The 18,748-nt window shown below is 62.6% G+C and carries 16 protein-coding genes; 7 read left to right on the plus strand and 9 right to left on the minus strand.

The genetic code is table 11. The annotated features are described in order from the left end of the window. Window positions 1–13 precede the first annotated feature (13 nt). Both WG78_RS03520 and WG78_RS03525 read left to right on the plus strand, forming a co-directional pair. On the plus strand, window positions 14–529 hold the full coding sequence (locus tag WG78_RS03520) for a fimbrial protein (RefSeq protein WP_053936400.1): 516 nt from the start codon (window positions 14–16) through the stop codon (window positions 527–529). A 39-nt stretch (window positions 530–568) separates the two neighbouring features. Further along, on the plus strand, window positions 569–1,126 hold the full coding sequence (locus WG78_RS03525; protein ID WP_053936401.1) for a fimbrial protein: 558 nt from the start codon (window positions 569–571) through the stop codon (window positions 1,124–1,126). Between the two features lie 16 nt (window positions 1,127–1,142). Here the strand turns inward: WG78_RS03525 and WG78_RS03530 are convergent, their stop codons facing one another. The 4 genes from WG78_RS03530 to WG78_RS03545 all read right to left on the minus strand — a co-directional run bounded on the left by WG78_RS03530 (window position 1,143) and on the right by WG78_RS03545 (window position 5,072). Next, window positions 1,143–2,765 carry an EAL domain-containing protein gene (locus WG78_RS03530; protein WP_152969047.1) on the minus strand — a complete coding sequence of 541 codons (1,623 nt, stop codon included), beginning with the start codon at window positions 2,763–2,765 and terminating at the stop codon, window positions 1,143–1,145. Between the two features lie 115 nt (window positions 2,766–2,880). Continuing rightward, the gene (locus tag WG78_RS03535) at window positions 2,881–3,081 is read right to left on the minus strand and encodes a hypothetical protein (RefSeq protein ID WP_053936403.1); all 201 of its coding nucleotides are present in this window, start codon (window positions 3,079–3,081) and stop codon (window positions 2,881–2,883) included. A 150-nt stretch (window positions 3,082–3,231) separates the two neighbouring features. Continuing rightward, the gene (locus tag WG78_RS03540) at window positions 3,232–3,423 is read right to left on the minus strand and encodes a CsbD family protein (RefSeq protein ID WP_053936404.1); all 192 of its coding nucleotides are present in this window, start codon (window positions 3,421–3,423) and stop codon (window positions 3,232–3,234) included. 191 nt (window positions 3,424–3,614) lie between these two features. Continuing rightward, window positions 3,615–5,072: an NAD(P)/FAD-dependent oxidoreductase gene (locus WG78_RS03545; RefSeq protein ID WP_083458773.1), complete on the minus strand. Its 1,458-nt coding sequence runs from the start codon at window positions 5,070–5,072 to the stop codon at window positions 3,615–3,617. A 200-nt stretch (window positions 5,073–5,272) separates the two neighbouring features. On the opposite strand from WG78_RS03545, the gene rlmM reads away from it, so the two are divergent. Further along, a complete protein-coding gene (gene rlmM / locus WG78_RS03550; protein WP_053936405.1) occupies window positions 5,273–6,508 on the plus strand; it encodes a 23S rRNA (cytidine(2498)-2'-O)-methyltransferase RlmM in 1,236 nt (411 codons plus the stop codon). Between the two features lie 93 nt (window positions 6,509–6,601). Continuing rightward, window positions 6,602–7,039: a large conductance mechanosensitive channel protein MscL gene (gene mscL / locus WG78_RS03555; RefSeq protein ID WP_053936406.1), complete on the plus strand. Its 438-nt coding sequence runs from the start codon at window positions 6,602–6,604 to the stop codon at window positions 7,037–7,039. An 81-nt stretch (window positions 7,040–7,120) separates the two neighbouring features. On the opposite strand, the gene WG78_RS03560 is transcribed toward mscL, so the two are convergent. Then, on the minus strand, window positions 7,121–7,588 hold the full coding sequence (locus WG78_RS03560) for a Dps family protein (protein WP_053936407.1): 468 nt from the start codon (window positions 7,586–7,588) through the stop codon (window positions 7,121–7,123). A 260-nt stretch (window positions 7,589–7,848) separates the two neighbouring features. On the opposite strand from WG78_RS03560, the gene WG78_RS03565 reads away from it, so the two are divergent. The 3 genes from WG78_RS03565 (at window position 7,849) to WG78_RS22820 (ending at window position 11,528) form a co-directional block, all read left to right on the plus strand. Continuing rightward, window positions 7,849–10,428: a mechanosensitive ion channel domain-containing protein gene (locus WG78_RS03565; protein ID WP_053936408.1), complete on the plus strand. Its 2,580-nt coding sequence runs from the start codon at window positions 7,849–7,851 to the stop codon at window positions 10,426–10,428. 266 nt (window positions 10,429–10,694) lie between these two features. After that, entirely contained in the window at window positions 10,695–11,096 is a 402-nt protein-coding gene (locus WG78_RS03570) for a hypothetical protein (protein ID WP_053936409.1), read from the plus strand. Between the two features lie 258 nt (window positions 11,097–11,354). Then, window positions 11,355–11,528 carry a hypothetical protein gene (locus WG78_RS22820; protein ID WP_169788457.1) on the plus strand — a complete coding sequence of 58 codons (174 nt, stop codon included), beginning with the start codon at window positions 11,355–11,357 and terminating at the stop codon, window positions 11,526–11,528. Window positions 11,529–12,497: 969 nt separating this feature from the next. Here the strand turns inward: WG78_RS22820 and pdeM are convergent. The 4 genes from pdeM to WG78_RS03595 are packed head-to-tail and all read right to left on the minus strand — an operon-like array spanning window position 12,498 to window position 18,504. Beyond that, window positions 12,498–13,199, minus strand: coding sequence for a ligase-associated DNA damage response endonuclease PdeM (gene pdeM, locus WG78_RS03580; RefSeq protein ID WP_201782353.1), 702 nt, complete (start codon window positions 13,197–13,199; stop codon window positions 12,498–12,500). Between the two features lie 6 nt (window positions 13,200–13,205). Next, the gene (locus WG78_RS03585) at window positions 13,206–15,815 is read right to left on the minus strand and encodes a ligase-associated DNA damage response DEXH box helicase (protein WP_083458750.1); all 2,610 of its coding nucleotides are present in this window, start codon (window positions 15,813–15,815) and stop codon (window positions 13,206–13,208) included. Continuing rightward, the gene (locus tag WG78_RS03590; RefSeq protein ID WP_053936412.1) at window positions 15,812–17,473 is read right to left on the minus strand and encodes an ATP-dependent DNA ligase; all 1,662 of its coding nucleotides are present in this window, start codon (window positions 17,471–17,473) and stop codon (window positions 15,812–15,814) included. Before WG78_RS03590 ends, WG78_RS03585 begins: the two co-directional genes overlap by 4 nt. After that, a complete protein-coding gene (locus WG78_RS03595; RefSeq protein ID WP_053936413.1) occupies window positions 17,470–18,504 on the minus strand; it encodes a ligase-associated DNA damage response exonuclease in 1,035 nt (344 codons plus the stop codon). Before WG78_RS03595 ends, WG78_RS03590 begins: the two co-directional genes overlap by 4 nt. Window positions 18,505–18,748: the final 244 nt, after the last annotated feature.

Consider the following 18,748-nt stretch of genomic DNA (forward strand, 5'->3'; position numbering starts at 1 on the left):
GACGGCATTAATCGTGGGCGCGCTCGCCATCCCCGGCGTCGCCGTGGCCGCAACTGACGCCGAGGTCACGCTAAGCGCGCAACTGGTGCGCGCCACCTGCATGATCAGCGGCGCGGATCAACACCGTTCGATTCCCTTGGGTACGTTTCTGGAAGCCGATTTCGCGGGTGCGCAGCGCGGCCCGCCGCTACGCGATGTGACCATTCTGTTTAGCCAGTGTGGCGTCGGCGCGCTGGAGACGATGTCCATCAAAACCAGTTATGCCGCCTATCCCGGCGCGCCGCGTTTGATCGCCAACGCAGGCAGCGCCAGCGGCATCGGACTGAATGTGGTGTATGCCAGCACCGCCACGCCGGTCGAAGCCACGCGCAGCGCCACCCGCTTGATGGACGTGGCGGTGCCGGTCTACGACGCCAGCAGCAGCACGGCCACCATCCTGCTGAAAGCCAACCTGCTGCAGGCCACTAACGCGCCAGTCAGCGCGGGCAGCCTGGTGCACAACCTGTTGCTGGAGTTCAGCTATCCCTAAGCCGCTTCAATCCCGTTTTCAACTTTGCAGAGACTTGCTATGCCCCGTTTGCATCCTTTGATTTTTTCCGCTGGCGCTTGCGCATGTGTGCTGCTGGCCCCTGTCGCCGTGGCGGGCACGACCGCCGACGTGAATATCTCGGCCACGATTACCAAAAACACCTGCCAGGTAGACAGCAGCACCAGCGTCAGCCTGGCGTTTGGCACCGTCGACGCAGGCACTGCGTTTTCGGGCGGCGGCTGGAGCAACGAATCGCGCAGGGGCACCATCGTGCTCAAGGACTGCGACAGTACGGATGTCAGCACGCTCACCGTCACCACCGCGCAAACATCGGATCCGGGCAGCCCCTCGGCCTGGATCAGAAATACCGGCACGGCGACGGGCGTGGCGGTGCAGCTCAAGTCCAACAAGGCGGTGTATGTGCAGAGCGCGCAAAGCGGCATGAAACTGAATGACTTTGCCACGCTGAGCTACAACGCCAATGCGCGCACCGCCAGTTTTGGCGTCGAGGCCTGGTTACAGCAGACCGTCGTTGGCACTGCGCCCCGGCCCGGCAGCGTTATCGCCAAATCCACATTGACGTTTACGTATCAATAAACCGCCCACGCCGCGGCTATAGCCCGGCCAGCCACGCCAGAAAATCATCGCGTGGCATGGCGCGGGCAAACAGCCAACCCTGGCCGTATTGCACGCCGCGGCTGCTTAACCACAGCGCCTGGTCTTCGCTTTCCACGCCTTCGGCCACCAACTTGACGCCCAGACTGTGGCCTATCTCGACGATATGCGGCGCCACGCTGGCGGAAGCCGCTTCGGTGCCCACCGTATCGATAAAGGCCTTGTCGATCTTGAGCGTGTCCACCCGGAAATGCTGCAGATACGACAAGCTGGAATAGCCGGTGCCAAAGTCGTCAATCAGCACCGGATGGCCCGCGCTGCGCAATTTCTGAATGATTTCGTTGGCGGTATTGGCGTGCATAAAGCCGCGCTCGGTGGCTTCGATGGCGATCTGGCTGGGGGCAAACGCCACGTCGGCCATCTGGTGCGCCAGTTCGTCCGCAAAGCGGCTGCTGGCCAGATCGATGGCGGCGACATTGATCGAGATATATAGCGTCGGATTGGCCAGCAGCGTGGGGCCGAGCTCGGCGCAGACGCGTTCCAGCACCAGATCGGTCAGCGGCTGGATCAGCCCGCTTTCTTCGGCCAGCGGAATAAACAGATCGGGCCGCACCAGCTGGCCATTGCTTTGCCGCCAGCGCACCAGCGCTTCGGCGCCCACGCAGCGCCGCGTATGCAGGTCGACAATCGGTTGGTAATGCACTTCGAACTGGTTTTTGCGCACCGCCTGGCGCAACTGGCCTTCAAACGATAAATGCCGACGCACCACGCGCAAGAATCCCCATGCGGCCAGCATGCCCGACGCCAGCCCGGCGGGCAGCCAATAGCGCAGGGCGGCAGTCCAGCGCTGCAGCAATTCGTCCTCGGGCTCGCTGGCGATGACGGCCACCGGCAAGGTGGCCGAGCGCGCCACCACATGAAAGCGGCCATCTTGTAGCTCAACGCCCGGATGAAAATAGCTTTGGCGCAAGGCCTCGCGGTTGGCGTAGGGCCATGCGGAGATCACCTGGCCGTACACCAGCCCGACAATGCCCAGCGAATAGGAACTGCGATCGCTAACCACATCAATCATCGATTCGGGATCAACCAGCACGCCGTTTTGCCCCGCCGCCAGCACCACCATTTTGCGGCCCGCGCCTTCGGGATCGGGTACGCTAATCCACACCCGCACGCGCGGCCCGCGCCAGTCGGGCTTGCCCAGCAGTGGCGCAACCGCATAGGAGGTGGCCATCGAATCGCACAGCACCGTGTTTTGTTCGCTCAGCGCCATGGCCACTTGCACATAGCGATAGCGCACCACGGTATGGCGCGCGGCCTGCCGCCAGCCATCACTGCACAGCGGGTCTGGCTGTTTTTGCAACGCGTCGAGCGCTGCGATGGCGTTGTTGACCACGGTTTCAAAGTTGCGCAGGCCGCGCTCGGCGTATTGCTGCAAGGCTGCGCGTTCGCGCGCACGCACATGCTGTTCGGCCAGCCAGCTGGCGATGATGATGGGCAGCAGCACCACCAGCAACAGCAGCAACATCAGGCCCAGCGCGGTGGTGGGGGGTAAGCGCAGGCGGTCAAGTTGCAACAGGCCGTGCGGGGCGGAAGAGGGTGAGGGCGGGGCGGATTTGAACACGCGCTGGCCTGTAGAAGAAGGTCTTCTTCCACAGGTTAGCAGCGCTTATGCCAGATGCATGACAAACGGGCGGACGGCAGCATCAAGCGCGGATTGTGTCCGCGCGGCGGCCGGTTTATTTGCTCTGGTTATCGATATTCTTGTTGGTCTGGTCGTCCTGCTTTTGCACGCTGTCGCTAATGGCTTTGGCTTTATCCATGGCGTCTTTGCCACCCTGGTCTATCTTGACCGGCGGGTCTTTACGCTCACAGCCCGTCAGCACCATGGCTGACAACAGCGGTAAACACAGCGCGAATGCAAACTGGTGGATTTTCATGATCTCTTCTCCTGATGGGCGCAACGCCTGCGCGGCAGTTTGCCTGTGTATTCAGACAATTGCCACGTGCAGCGCAACACAGACAAAAAGCGATGCACAAAGGCATCGCTTTTTAGTCATCCAGTCAGGAAAGTCCTGACTCAGAGGTGCTTAGTGACGACGGGTCGAGCTGGTCTTTTCCAGTTCGTTCACTGCATCGCCCACTTTAGCTTCGGCTTTACCGGCGTTCTTTTGCACTTTGCCTGCCACTTCCTTGGCATCGTTACCGGTGATCTTGCCAGCGACTTCCTTCACGGCGCCTTTAACTTGTTCCTTGCGACCTTCCACTTGTGCCTTGTTCATGATCGAGCTCCTTGTATATGCCGTTTTGAACGGTGGCCAACATGGCCTTGCAACGGTTCCCACTTTAGGCGCATGCCCTGGCAAAGCCGATACGCAAGGCCCTGACTTTGCTGTAGGAAGAGTGCGTTGCGCCAGGTGGGCCATGCCTCACTTGCTGCGGATGGACGGTGGCGCGGCGGCAGATGGCGCGGTCAGCCGATCACCCCGGCTGGCCCGGAGTCGTGCGTGCGCAAGGGGTCGCGTAGGCCGGATTGCAGGCCGGCCATGATTTCGGCCAGCGGCGGTTCCTCCAGCGTGGCCCACGGCGGCAGCGCATCAAACGCAGCCGCCACGCGCAGGGCCGAACGCAAACCATCCTCATGTAAACCCTGGCCCAGCCATGCCCCGGCATACCAGACCCGGTTGCGGCCTTGCAGCGCTTGCAGTGCGTGTTGCGCCTGCAGCGTGGCGTTGTTCAGCACCGGCTGCGCGCTGCGAAATTGCCCGAGCGTCTGTGCTGGCGCAGGCGCCTGGCGCGGATTGAGCGTCAGGATGACCGGCGTGCGAAAGGGCAGCGGCTGCATCTGGTTAAGTAAATAGCTGATGCAAACCGGCTGGTCGGGCGCCACGTCTTTGCCGCCCAGGTAATTGCTGGCCGACCATACGCTGCGCCGTTGCGGCAGCAGGCGGGTATCGGTGTGCAGCACCGCCACGTTGTGCTGCACCTCAAACGCGCCCAGCGCGGTGCGCTCTGCCGCGCTGGCGTTATGTAACAGGCGCAGGCTGGTGGCGGCGGGCGTGGCCAGCACGACTTCATCAAATTGTTCGGCTTCGGGGCCGCTGACCACGGTGACGCCAAATCCGGTGCGATGGATTTCGCGCACGGGGCTGCAGCGGCGCACATCGTGTAATTCGCGATCAATCGGAAAGATATATTCGCGCGCACCGCCGGCCACGGTACGCCACTGCGGGCGTTCGTTGATGCGCAACAACCCTTGTTGCTGGCACAGGCGCAAAAAGCTCGCCGCCGGGATTTGCGCGGCGGCAGCCAGCGAGCAATGCCACAGCGACGCCGCCAGCGGTAGCAAATGCCAGTCGCGCAAGGCCTTGCCGTAGCCGCCTTGTTGCAGCAATTCGCCCAGGGAGGTGCCGCGGGCGCTGCACACCGTGATCTGCTCGGCCGCCTCGGCATTAAATCGCAGCAGCTCGCGCAGCATGCGCAAAAAACGCGGCGACGCCAGATTGCGCCGTTGTGCGAACACCGACAGCAAATCGGTGCTGGACCATTCCAGCGCGCCTTCATCCAGCGATACGCCCAGCGCGCGTTCGCTGTTTACGGTCTGCACGCCGAGTGCATCGAAAAAGGCATGCAGATTGGGGCTGCTGCGGTCTTCAAACACGGTAAAGCCGGTATCCACCGGATAGATCCAGCCATCCAGCCGCACGTCCACCGTATGCGCATGCCCGCCCAATACGTTGGCGGCTTCGTACAGCGTCACCTGATAGCCGCGCCGTTGCAGCAACCACGCGCTGGCCAGCCCGGCGATGCCCGCGCCGACCACGGCAATGCGCCGAGTGGAAGGCTCGGCGGCGTGTGTGGCTGCCGGCGCACCGGCCGGCGCGCCCCATCCATTGGGGTGCAAGCCACCCGCTTGATCAAATTCCTGCATATTGCCCATTCCTGCGCTTGTTAACGCCGGCGTCTACCAGGCCGGTCTGCTCAGTGATACGTAGCGCGTTGCCAGGCGGATGCAGCCCCGCCGCAACCACCGTCCTGGCGACGATCAACGGCAGCCGCTTACGACTGGCGGTCGGCGGGATGAGGGACTTGCTGTATCCTTCGCTTTTGTTTTTTCAGAGCACCACCGCAATGCGCAACGCACTGCTGTTTTATTGCCGGGCCGGTTTCGAAAACGATGTCCGCCACGAATGGGAAGCCCGCACCGGGCAAACGGGCGGTTGGGAAAGCGCGCCGGGCTATGTGTTATTCAAACCGGGCAAGGCGGGCGACCACGAAAACCCCAATGTGCCGCGCGCCAACGAGACCGTCTTTGCGCGCCAGACCATCCGCGTGATGGCCGATATCGAACTGGGCGAGAAAGACCGTCTGGGCCCGATCCTGGACGCGCTGCAAGCCAGCGGCGCCGGGCCGTTCAACGATGTGTGGCTGGAGCATCCCGATAGCGATGAAGGCAAACCACTGTCCGGTTTCTGCCGCCGCTTTGGCGATGTGCTGGGCACGGGGTTGACCGAGATGAATTTGCTGAACGAACGCGCGCCGTATCGGCTGCATGTGTTCTTCCCCAGCATGACGCGCGCCATCATCGGCACCACCGATCCGCGCCATTCCAACCCGTGGCCGATGGGCATTGCGCGCGTGCGCATGCCGACCGAAGCGCCAAGCCGTTCCACGCTGAAGTTGTCCGAAGCCTTTATGACGCTGGTGCCGGATGCCGATTCGCTGCTCAAACCTGGCATGACCGGTGTCGATCTGGGCGCTGCGCCGGGCGGCTGGACCTATCAGCTGGTGGCGCGTGGCCTGAAAGTGTTCGCCATCGATAACGGCCCGATGAAGGGCGATATGGCCATCCACCCGCACGTTAAACATTTGCGCGAGGATGGTTTCCGCTACAAACCGCAGCATCCGGTGGACTGGCTGGTGTGCGACATGATCGAACAGCCCGCGCGCATCGCCGAACTGATCAGCAAGTGGCTGGCCAACGGCATGGCGCGGCACGCGGTGTTTAACCTGAAGCTGCCGATGAAAAAGCGCTGGGCTGAAATCGAAAAATGCTTTGGCATTATCGAAGCCGCCATGGACCGCGCCGACGTGCATTACGTGCTGACGGCGCGTCATCTGTATCACGATCGCGAAGAAATCACCTGCTATCTGGGCCGACCCAAAGCGCCGGTCTCAGCGCGCAAAACCACCGAGCCGAACACGGGCGCCAAAGCGCGGCCTGCGACTAAAGCGGCGAATGCCAAACCCGTGGCGGCCAAGCCCGCAGCGGCCAAACCGGCCGCCAAGCCGCGGGTGGGTGGCCGCTCGGTAGCGCGCAATACCAGCAAAACCGGGGCGCGCACGCCGCGTAACAAACCGCGTTAATCATGCGCCAGGCGCATGCAACAGCATTGACAGGCGGCGGACGGGATGAATAACCTGTTCGCAACCTTTCAGCCAACCAACGGAGCGGTTTTTATGTTCAAGGAATTCAAAGAATTCGCCATGCGCGGCAATGTGGTCGACCTGGCGGTCGGCGTGATCATTGGCGCGGCGTTTGGCAAGATCGTGGATTCGCTGGTCAAAGACATCATCATGCCGCCGATTGGCCTGCTGCTGGGCAAGGTGGATTTTGCCAATCTGTATGTGCTGCTGAAGGAAAGCGACAAGGTGCCGGGCCCGTACCCGACACTGGAAGCCGCGCAGAAAGCGGGTGCGGTGACGCTGAACTACGGCCAGTTTCTCAATGTGGCGATCAGCTTTGTGATCGTGGCGTTTGCGGTGTTCCTGATCGTCAAGGGCATCAATAACCTCAAGCACAAAGAAGAAGCCAAGCCCGCGCCCGTGGCGGCCGAGCCGGAAGACGTCAAACTGTTGCGCGAAATCCGCGACGCATTGCAGAACCGTCAGGTGTAACAACGGCGTTTCTGGCGCAAACAAAAAACCCGGCCAGGGGCAAACCAGGCCGGGTTTTTTATCAAGCGCAAACCGCGAATATCACTGCAGCAGCGCGCGCAACATCCATGCGGTTTTTTCGTGGATTTGCAGCCGCTGCGTCAGCAGATCATCGGTGGCCTGGTCATTCACTTCGCCCACCTTGTCCAGCAGGCCACGCGCGGTGGTTACCACGGTTTCCTGGCCTTTGAGCAGGATGCGGATCATCTCGGTGGCTTCGGGGATGCCTTCGACGTCTTCCACGCGGGTAAGGGCGGCAAACTTGCTGTAAGTGCCCGGCGCCGGAAAGCCCAGCGCGCGGATGCGTTCGGCAATCAGGTCGGTGGCCAGCGCCAGTTCGTTGTATTGCGTTTCGAACATCACATGCAGCGTGTTGAACATCGGCCCGGTGACGTTCCAGTGAAAATTATGCGTCTGCAGATACAGCGTGTAGGTGTCGGCCAGCAAACGGGACAACCCGTCGGCGATGGCTTTGCGATCTTGCTCGGAAATACCCAGATGAATATCCATGGTGAACCTCCTGTGTTTGGTGCTTGTTGCGGATAACTTGCCTGACACGAGTGAAAGCAATTCTGCCCCAGCCAACCCCGCGCCGTGAAATCAATTTTTCCCGCATACGGCCATAGGCGCTGGCTAACAGCAGAGCGGCATAGCACGCCGCGCGTGGTTCTATGGCCTACATGGCTATCCGTTGTTGCCGACTCATCAAATACCGACAAGCCAGATACCTTTTCCTGTCACTGTCTTGTCAGAGCCTAGCCCCCAAAACCATGCGCCGATTCCTGCTGCCCCTGCTGTTTGCCGTTACCGCGCTGTCCGCGCAGGCCCGTCCTGCCAAAGCGCCCGTTCCCACTTCGGCTTCGGCCGCAGACCAGCTCACGCCCGCCGAGGCGCGCCAGGCGCTGGATGTGCTGTCGGATGATCGCAAGCGCAACGAGGTGATGGCCACACTGCGCACGGTAGCCAAAGCGGGCGTGGTGGTAGATGCGTCCGCAGTGGCTTCAGCCCCGGCGGCGGCATCCGCCTCGGCGGTAGCGGCATCTGCACCCGCCAAGGCCAGCGCATTTACTTCCAACAGCCTGGTGGCCGCCATCCTGGTGCAATCGCAATCGTGGTTGAAAGCCGCAGTGCGCGAAGCGCGCAATACCGCGCATGCCGCCTTGCAAATTTCAGCCATCAGCGGCTGGTTTGAAACGCTGATCAGCACGCCCAGCGGCCGCGCTGCATTAATGGATGGCTTGTGGCGGCTGGCGGCCGTACTGGTGGGCGCCTTTGCCGTGCAATGGCTGGTGCTATGGGGCTTGCGCAAACCGCGTCTTACATTGCGCAAATGGGTGGATCACCGCCTAGCCTCGGCCGAAGCCAGTGGACGCTTTCTGGCTGGCGATACGCTGATTACGTTTCTTGCGGGCGAAGCCGATATGGCCTCGGCCCGCGCTGCGGCATCCGCAGGCAAAGCCACGCCCGCCGATGCCACAGCCTCGACCGCTTCGGCAACCGCGACGGCGACCGCCGACGCCAATGCGCATCCCGGCGACGTCACGCTGCCGCCGCCCGCAGTGGATGTCACCAGCACCGAACCGATCATTCCCACGCATAACGGCACCTCGACCAGCACGCCGCTTAAAGAAGCGCCACGCCCCACGCACTGGGCGTTTTTACGCCGTTTGCCGGGCGCGATTACGCTGGCGTTGCTGGCGCTGTTGCCGATACTCGCGTTCTTTGTGGTCAGCGCCGCGCTGACCAGCTTGCTGGTTGACCCGGATGCGCCGGTGCGCCCGTTGGTGTTGCAGCTGTCGAATGCCTGGATTACCGCCAAGATCATCATGGTGGCGGGCCGCTTGTTGCTGGCGCCGCATGCGCCGGGCTTGCGCCTGCTGCCGCTGGATGACGCCAGCGCACGCTTTGCCGAAGTCTGGTTGCGCCGCATCGTGGTCTTGTTTGTGTTTGGCGGCGCGCTGGCCGATGCCGCCGCCGATTCGGGCCTGAGCACTGAAGCGCATCGCGCCTTGTTGCGTTTGTTCAGCCTGCTGGCTCATCTGGCCATGATCATGATGGTGGTGCGCTCGCGCCACGTGGTCGCCAGCTGGATCCGCGCCCCGGAAGGCAGCAAGGAGGGCGCATTGACTTCGCTGCGCAACTGGCTGGCCGATGTCTGGGTGGTGTTTGCCGTATGCCTGATCGCGGGCATGTGGTTTGTCTGGGCGCTGGGCGTAGACGACGGCTTCCAGAAGCTGGTGCATATCCTGGCCAACACCGCGCTGATCCTGATCGCGGCGCGGGTGGTCTTGATTGTCGGACTGGGCATGTTAGGCCGCACCTTGCAGCAAAATGGCGACTCGGTCTCGATCGTCAGCCAGCGTGCGCAGCACTATTATCCCTTGCTGCAAAAAGTGGTGACGTGGGGTGTTGGCATTGTCACCATCCTGGCGCTGCTGCAGGCGTGGGGCTTTGATGTGCTGGGCTGGTTGCGCCACGGCACGCTGGGCCCGCGTTTGTTCTCGGCCGCCATCAATATCGGCATCATGAGCTTGCTGGCCATGCTGATCTGGGAAGTGATCAACGTCAGCGTGGATCGCCGTATCCAGATGTGGACCGATCGCGGCGACCATATGCGCACCGTGCGTTTGCGCACCTTGCTGCCGGTGCTGCGCACCACCATGCTGATCGTGATGCTGTTGATTATCGGTTTGACCGGGCTAAACCAACTGGGCATTAACACCGCGCCGTTGCTGGCCGGCGCGTCCATCATTGGTGTGGCGCTGGGCTTTGGTTCGCAAAAGCTGGTGCAGGATTTCATCACCGGCATCTTCCTGATGCTGGAAGACGCCATGGAAGTCGGCGACTGGGTGACGGCGGCAGGCGTGTCGGGCTCGGTGGAAAAACTGTCGATCCGCACCGTGCGGCTGCGCGGCGGCGATGGCTCGCTGTATATCATTCCGTTCAGCTCGGTGACCACCGTAAACAACGTCAACCGCGGGTTGGGCAACGCCTCGGTGAAGGTCAACGTGGCCTATCCCACCGATCCCGACAAGGTGGCCGCAGTCCTCACCGAAATCGCGGCCGGTATGCGCGAGGACCCGCAGTTCAAGGACGCCATCCTCAGTGACTTCCAGCTGTGGGGCGTCGATTCAGTGGATGGCGCCACCATTACGGTGGTGGGCCAGATTCCCACCACCGACCGCGGCCGCTGGGGCGTGCAGCGCGAATTCAACCGCCGTATGTTCAAGCGCTTCCAGGAACTGGGCATCGAAATCGCCAACCCCAATCGCACAGTGATGGTGCCCAGTGCCAACGTCGGCGCGCCTGCGACACCTGCGGGGCCTTCCAATCCCCCGACAGCCGTGTGAACGCCGGGGCAAATGACATTGTCCTACGTGGTGCGTGGCCGTTTGTTAGCAAACCTATACGGTGCGCGGGTGGCGGGGTTGCAGTTTGATTACAAGTGTATGTGATTGCGCGCAATGCTTTTACGCGATCACTGACAACACCCCGCGTTACTCGCCCGACACAAAGAGCAAGCCAGCACCGACATCGCCGTCAATCGCATCAGCCTAAAGTACAGCCATGACCTGAACGGCCATTCACTCATGTCACAACCATCTGGAGAAATGCCATGAAAAAGGCTCTGATTACGCTGTGTACCGTCGCCGCAACTTTGGTTGCTGGTGCTTCTTATGCTGAAAACGGCCAGGGTGCCGGTGGCGCTGGCAACGGCGAACGCGGCTTTAAAGCCGGCTTGTACAACAACACCCCGCGTCTGGATACCTGGGATACCGACCAGGCGGCCATGACCCCGTACAACAACATGAACAACAACGACAGCTACACGTACAGCGCTGCGCAGCAAAAGCTGGACGAGCAGCAAATGCAAAACCAGGCGGCTACGCAACAGCAGAATGACGCGGTGATGCAAGACAACAGCAACACCAACAACAGCCTGAGCGCCCCGGCACCGGCTACCACCGATAGCGCGGCGCAACCGGCTGATTCGTCCAGCAATGGCGGTTGGCGTTAATTGACCGGCCTTGCGCCAGCAGGCTTCGGCAATCGGGGGTGATTACCCAAGCGGGCCAGTGCGCATAGCCTGTCATCGAACAAAAAACATCGTAGCTTGGGCTGCGATGTTTTTTTTTGCCCGTGCGCCACGCGCGCAGGCGGCATGCGCAAATCAGCGATGAGCCGACAACGCTTTGCCAGGCGCGCCGACGGTGTGGCGACGGGCTTGCTGCGAGACTGGCCACATCAACAATTACAACGTTTGCTGGAGGTTGCGATGTCTTCTTTTGCGTTGTACCTGGTCGGGATGGTGATCGCCATCGTCGGGTTGGCTTATGGCGCGCATCTGGCGCATGTGCCGGACCACTGGATTGTGGTGGGCGTGGTGGTGGCGGTGGGGTTGGGGATTGTGGGGGCGGTGAGAAGTACGCGGTTTCGTGATCCGCCGTGAGGGTTAGGCTTGCGGCGCGCTTTGGAGTGTTCTGTTTTGGCGGGATGGGCCTTTAACGATTGGGCCCGTGCGTGTTTTGGGATGTCCCGCTTTAGCGGGACAAACCTTTGACCGCTTGAGCCTGCGGCGCATTTTGGATACCCGGGGGTGCCCGGGAGCACGTCACTTTTCTTTGCTTCGCCAAAGAAAAGATAACCAAAAGAAAGGCGACCCCACTCGCGAATCCTTCGCTCGCCAGGGGGCCCGGTAGGTCAAAAGCCGAAACGGACCGTCTGTTACTTCGATGGCCCAGCTGCCGCTCCGCGGACGCGACGCTCAGTCGGAGCCCGGTAAAACTGGTCTCCTACCTTCGCGCGCTCAGGAGATGGCGCTGGTTTGCCGGGCTTGCTGCCTCGTTGCTACGCAACATCGGGTGGGCGTGGTCGCTGCGGGTAACAATGAACATCCGCACCGCCCGCTTAACGCATCCCACCCCGCACGGCCACCGCCGACTAACTTGCCACCGTTACCTCCACGAACGCTCCATAGGGTGGGTCAAGACCCACCACCCAAAGCCGCAAGCAAGAAGGCTCACTCCAATCACCCGCCAATTCACTACCGCCCGAAAGTACGCGTAGGGTGCGTTACCCGTAGGGCAACGCACATTTCCCGGAATACGCCATGCCCTCATTCCTTGCCACCATCCCGATTTCGCGGCTTTAAAGCCTCCGTGGCACAACCAAAATGTGCGTCGCCCCCGCAAGCGAGGACAAAACCCCTTGGGGTAACGTTCCCTACGCTTCGTGCATGCCTCATCGGAAGGCAAACATTTGGGCGTTTCGCCCGGATGTTGCTGCACGCCAGCTTGCTGGTGGGTTCGGAGAAGGGCGCCGAGTTCGCCCCTATGGTCGTAAGGGCCGATGCCGCGGTGGTTTCCTGGAGTGAGGCTCAGCCGAGTACAGCGAGCGTCGAAACGGCGAGTGGCCCGCGTCAGCCACCGACCGCAAACACGCGCCCGCCACCCACCACCCACACTCGCGCGCGTGCGTGCGCGGGCATGGTCCAACTGCCGGTGAATTCGCCGAAGGCGGGCAGGATGCCGCCGTGTTCGCCCATCCAGAAGCAGGCCAGGCGCATGCGTTCGCGTGCGCCGCCGCGCAGGGTGACGGCGGGGTGGACGTGGCCGCACAGGCCGTAGATGCCGCCGGGCAAGGCCACGTCCGGTTCGTGACACAAGCCGAGCGGGCCGACGATCCAGGGTTCGCTTACCACGGTCACGCGCAGGTTTTGCGGCGGGTCGCCAGCGCGAACATCGTGGTTGCCGCGCACCAGCACCAGCCGCAACGCGGGCCAACGCGCGCGCCAGGTTTCCAGCGCGCCCAGCACTTCAGGATGGCGCGATGATTTGGCGTGCAAAAAGTCGCCCAGAAACACCAACGTGTCGACGTCCTCAGCCAGCACCGCCAGCATTTCATCCAGTCGCGCCAGGTTCGCCTGGGTGGTGCCGTGCGGCACCGGTTGTCCCAGGGCGCGATAAGCCGCTGCCTTGCCAAAGTGCACATCAGCCACCAGCAACATGCGTTGCGCGGGCCAGAACAGCGCTTTTTGCGGCAGCAGCCACACCGCTTCGCCTGCGATGTGCGTGCTGATGGCGTGAGCGTTTAGCAGGCGGGTTTCCAGCGTTACGGGCAAATCAGCTTATCCACGAGTATGGCCAAACACGCGTTTGGGTCGGGCGCGACGGCCGCCGCTGCGCGCTTGTTTTTTAGGCATGTCCGGCGCCATAAACATCACCGCCGCATGGGCGTCGATCGACGGATCGGCCTCGCCACTGGCGGCGCGTTCCAGCGTCGCCACCAGCCGCGCGATGCGGTCGGCCAGTTTTTCGGACGACATGCTCTCGCGAAAGCGCTCGATCAGCAGCGGAAAACCCAGCGGCGTGGGCCGTTGCACGCGCTGGATGTTCAGGGCCTGGCCTTGCATGCGCTGCAGGCTGTCCTGCAGCCGCGTTGTTTCCAGCTCCTGGCGCAGCACTTCGGTTTGCGCCTGGGTCAGCAGCAAGTTGGACGGATCATGCTTGCGGAACACTTCATAAAACAGGCTAGACGATGCCTGCAATTGCCGCGCGCTTTTGCCGCCGCCGCTGCCCGGATGGCCCTGGAACACCAGCCCGGAAATACGCGCGATTTCACGAAAACGCCGTTGCGCCAGTTCGCCCGCATTCAGGCTATGCAACACGTCTTCCAGCAGATGCTCGTCGCTCAATAATTCGGGCGTCAGCAGCGCAGGCCAATCAACGTCGGCGCTGGTCAGCAGCTCAAAACCGTAGTCGTTGACCGCAATCGAAAACGTGGCGGGCTGATGTTGCCCCACGCGCCATCCCAGCAAAGACGCCAGACCCAGATGCACATGGCGTCCGGCAAAGGGATAAAGAAACAGATGGTTGCCTTCGCGTGAATGCCACACTTCGGCCAGCAAAGTATTGCGCGTGGGGATGGCCGACCAGTCTTGTTGCACCTGCAGCAAGGGCGCAACCGCTTGCATCTCGGGCCCGGCAAACTCGCCGGCCGCAGCCAGTTCCAGTTGCTCAACCATGGCATCGGCCAACTCGGTGGAAAACGACATGCGTCCGCCTTGCCAGCGCGGCACCGCGCCTTTGGATTTTTTGGCCAGCCGCACCAGCGCCGTCATCTCATGCACGCGGATCAGTTCCAGCATGCGGCCGCCAAATAAAAATGCATCGCCCGGCGCCAGCCGCGCGATAAAGCCTTCTTCCACCGTACCCAGCCGCGCGCCGCCCATGTATTGCACCACCATGCTGGCGTCGCTGACGATGGTGCCGATATTGCTGCGGTGGCGGCGCGCCAGCGCGGCATCGGGCACGCGCCAGATGCCGGCTTCGTCGGGTTCCACGCGTCGATATTCGGGGTAGGCGGTCAAGGCGCTGCCGCCCTGGCGCACAAAGCCCAGCGCCCATTCCCATTCTTCCGCTGTCAGCGCCTGATAGCTCCACGCGGTGCGCACTTCGGCCAGCAATTCCGGCGGGGTAAAGCCGGTGCCCAGCGCAATCGTCACCAGATGCTGCACCAACACATCCAGCGGTTTATTGGGGGGTAGACGGGTTTCGAGGTGGCCGGTGGCGATGGCGTGGCGGGCGGCGGCGGCCTCCACCAGTTCCATGCTGTGCGTGGGCACCATGGTCAGGCGCGAGGTGCGGCCAGGCTGGTGGCCCGAGCGCCCGGCGCGTTGCAGCGCCCGCGCCACGCCCTTGGGCGAGCCAATCTGCAACACGCGTTCCACCGGCACAAAATCCACGCCCAGATCCAGGCTTGATGTGCACACCACCGCTTTCAGCGTGCCCGCTTTCAGGCTGGCTTCCACCCAGTCGCGCACTTCGCGGTCTAGCGAGCCATGATGCACCGCAATCAGCCCGGCCCAATCCGGCCGCGCATTCAGCAGCGCCTGGTACCACAGTTCGGCTTGCGAGCGCGTATTCAGAAACACCAGCGTGGTGCCCGCGTCTTCGATGGCGTCGATCACTTGCGGCAACATCGCAATGCCCAGATGGCCCGCCCACGGAAAGCGTTCCAGCCTGGGCGGCAGCAGCGTATCAATCAGCAACGGTTTGCCGATATCGCCTTGCACCACGCGGCCTGGCGCGCCCGCCAACAGCACATCGCGCGCCAGATCGATATTGCCCAGCGTGGCCGACAAGCCCCATATCTGCAGCGCCGGATTGAGCTTGCGCAGCCGCGCCAGCGCCAGTTGCAATTGCACGCCGCGCTTGTTGCCGATCAGCTCGTGCCATTCGTCCACCACCACCATGCGCGCGCCCGCCAGCGCATCTTGCTGCGTGGCTTTGCTCAGCATCAGCGTCAGGCTTTCCGGCGTGGTGATCAGCGCGGTGGGCAGGCGACGTTCCTGCGCGGCGCGTTCGCTGCTGCTGGTGTCGCCGGTGCGCAGCGACAGTGTCCAGTCCAGCTGCGCGCTTTCAATCGGCTCGGCCAGCGCTTTGGCGGTGTCGGCGGCGAGGGCGCGCATCGGCGTAATCCAGATCACCGTTAGTTTGGGCGCGCTCATGCGCGTGCGTTTCAGTGGTGACGGCTCAATCTTTTTTGCGCCAAAACGCGCCAGTGCCGCCAGCCAGATGGCCCAGGTTTTGCCCGAGCCGGTGGAGGCATGCAGCAAGCCCGAATCGCCCGCGATAATGCTTTGCCACGTGGCTTGCTGAAACGGAAACGGCGTCCAGCCGCGTGAAGCAAACCAGGCGGCCGGGTCAAACGCGGAAGTGGAGGCGGGCGCGTTCATGCGATGCTCGATGGCGGCTGCGCGGGCGTCAGCAGTTCTTGCAGATCGGCCAGCGTGTTGGCTTCTTGCAGCGGTTTGTCGTGCCGCCAGCGCAAGATGCGCGGAAACCGCACCGCCACGCCGCTTTTGTGGCGCGTGCTGGCGGCGATGCCTTCAAAGCCCAGCTCGAACACCTGCGACGGCGTAATCGAGCGCACCGGGCCAAATTTCTCCACCGTGGTTTTGCGCACCAAAGCGTCCACCTGGCGGATCTCTTCGTCGGTCAGGCCCGAATACGCTTTGGCAAACGGCACCAGCATGCGGTCAGGTGCGCCCATGGGTTTGTCCCACACGGCAAAGGTGTAATCGGTGTACAGATTAGCGCGGCGACCGTGGCCGGCCTGGGCGTAGATCAGCACGGCGTCGATGCTGTACGGGTCCACTTTCCACTTCCACCACGTGCCGACATCCTTGGTGCGGCCGACGCCGTATTGCGCCGCTTGCGCCTTCAGCATCAGGCCTTCCACGCCCAGCGCGCGGCTTTGCGTGCGCAGTTCGGCGTAGGCGGGCCAGTCCGGCGCGATCAATAAGGGGCTCAGGCTCAGCGCGGGCGAATTACACGCCGCCACCACTTCCTGCAACTGGGCGCGGCGCTCGCGCTGCGGGCGCTGCCGCCAGTCCTGGCCCTGCCATTCCAGCAGGTCATACGCCAGTAACACCACGGGCGCTTGTTGCAGAATGCGCGCGGTTAAATTTTTGCGACCGATGCGTTGCTGCAGGATGGAAAACGGCGCCACGCGGTCTTGGAGCCACACCACGATTTCGCCATCAATGACCGTGCCATCGGGCAAATACATACCGGCAGCGGTCAGCTCGGGAAAGCGATCGGTCACCAGTTCTTCACCGCGCGACCATACCCACGCCTCGCCCGCACGCTTAACCAGTTGGGCGCGGATGCCATCCCATTTCCATTCCACTTGCCAGTGGTCCGACGGGCCGAGTTGTTCCGCCATCACATCCAGCGGCTGTGCGTAGGCATGCGCCAGAAAAAACGGATACGGCTGGCCGCCGCGCGCGGCACCGGTTTCGTCGGGCGGTGCAATCAGCGCCAGGTAGTGACTGGCATCGGGCGCGGCCTGGCCAGCGGTATACCCCACCAGCCGTTGCGCCACTTCTTTGGGATCGAGCTTGCCGATCTGCGCCAGCGCACGCGTCACCGTCAGCCGCGATACGCCAATGCGCAGACTGCCGGTAATCAGCTTGATGCTGACCAGGCGTTGCCAGCGGTCCATGGCCTGCCACATTTCGCGCAGTTCGGCTTGTTGTTGCGGCGGGTTGAGCAGTCGTAGCGCCAGCAATTGCGTCATCGCTTGCGCCAGCGGGATGTCCACGCTGTGGGTGGGCGGCGGCAGCACCAGCGCAATGGTCTCGGCCAGATCGCCCACGGCGTGATAACACTCGTCAAACAGCCAGTCGGGCAGGCCGGATAATTCTTGCGCCAGCTCGCGCAGCAAGCGCGTAGGCACCAGTTGGCGCGGCTTGCCGCCCGCCAGAAAATACACGGCCCAGGCGGCGTCTTCGGGCGGCGCGTTGCGCAAATAATCGACCACCGCCGCCAGCCGGGCGTTGTTGGCGGTCATGCCGTCCAGGCTTTCATACAGCGCGGCAAATTGCTTCATGACGCGTCCTCCGCCGGGCTGGCCGCATCGTCGCTGGCGGGCGGGGTATCGTCTTCATCGCCGTATTCGGTCTTGAAGATTTGCGCGTTCAGGCCTTTATCGCGCAGATAACGCACTAGCACATCGGTGGCACCGTGCGTCACATACACGTTTTGCGCGCCGGTCTGTTCGATCGCCCAGTTAAGCCCGGGCCAGTCGGCATGATCCGACAGCGCAAAGCCACGCTCGATGCCACGGCGCCGGCGGTTGCCACGCACCTGCATCCAGCCGCTGGCAAACGCTTCGGCGTAATCGGGAAAACGACGTAACCAGGTGCTGCCGCTGGCCGAGGGCGGCGCCAGAATCAAGCCGGTTTTGGCCAGTGTGCGGTCTTCCACATCGCCGGCATAACGCGTTTCCGGCAGCACCACGCCCTGCTCGCGATACATGCGGTTAAGCGGTTCAATCGCGCCGTGCATGATCAGCGGGCCGATGCTGGCGTCGATGCTGGCCAGAATCCGTTGCGCCTTGCCAAACGCGTAGCAATACAGCACCGACGGCCGACCCTGCGCGGCATTGGCGCGCCACCAGGCATTCACCTGATCAAACAATTCGGTGGGATCTTGCCAACGATAAATGGGCAGGCCAAAGGTGGATTCGGTGATAAAGGTGTCGCAGCGCACCGGCTCAAACGGCAAACAGGTGGGGTCGTACTGGGTTTTGTAATCCCCCGACGCCACCCAGACTTCGCCGTTGACTTCGAGCCGCACTTGCGCCGAGCCAAGCACATGCCCGGCCGGATGAAAACTGAGTTTGACGCCGTGATGCTCTAGCGTCTGGCCATACGGCAGCCCTTGCACATTGATATGGCCCAAGCGGGCTTTCAGGATGCCCAGGCACGGTTCCGCCGCCAGGTAATGCGCATGGCCCCAACGCGCATGGTCGGAATGGCCGTGCGTAATCACGGCGCGCTCCACCGGCCGCCATGGGTCGATATAGAAGTCGCCAGCGGGGCAGTACAAACCTTCAGGGCGTGCGATGACCAGGTTCATGAGCGGGCTCCTGCACCTGAACACAGATCACCAGAAAGTGGGGCAAACCGGGCATGCGTAGTCATGCTTGCATGCTAACCAGAACGCCGCTTGCAGCCTGACGGCTATGCGCGCAACCGGGACGCGGGATACTGCGGGAAATGGTGACGGGCGATTACCTACATAAGCCAAAAAAGCGCAGCGGCATCGGGTGGGTCGGGACCTACCCTCCAAAATGGCCGGACGCGCGTTGAGGCGCGCGCGC

The organism is Amantichitinum ursilacus (assembly GCF_001294205.1).
In the GTDB taxonomy this organism is placed as follows: domain Bacteria; phylum Pseudomonadota; class Gammaproteobacteria; order Burkholderiales; family Chitinibacteraceae; genus Amantichitinum; species Amantichitinum ursilacus.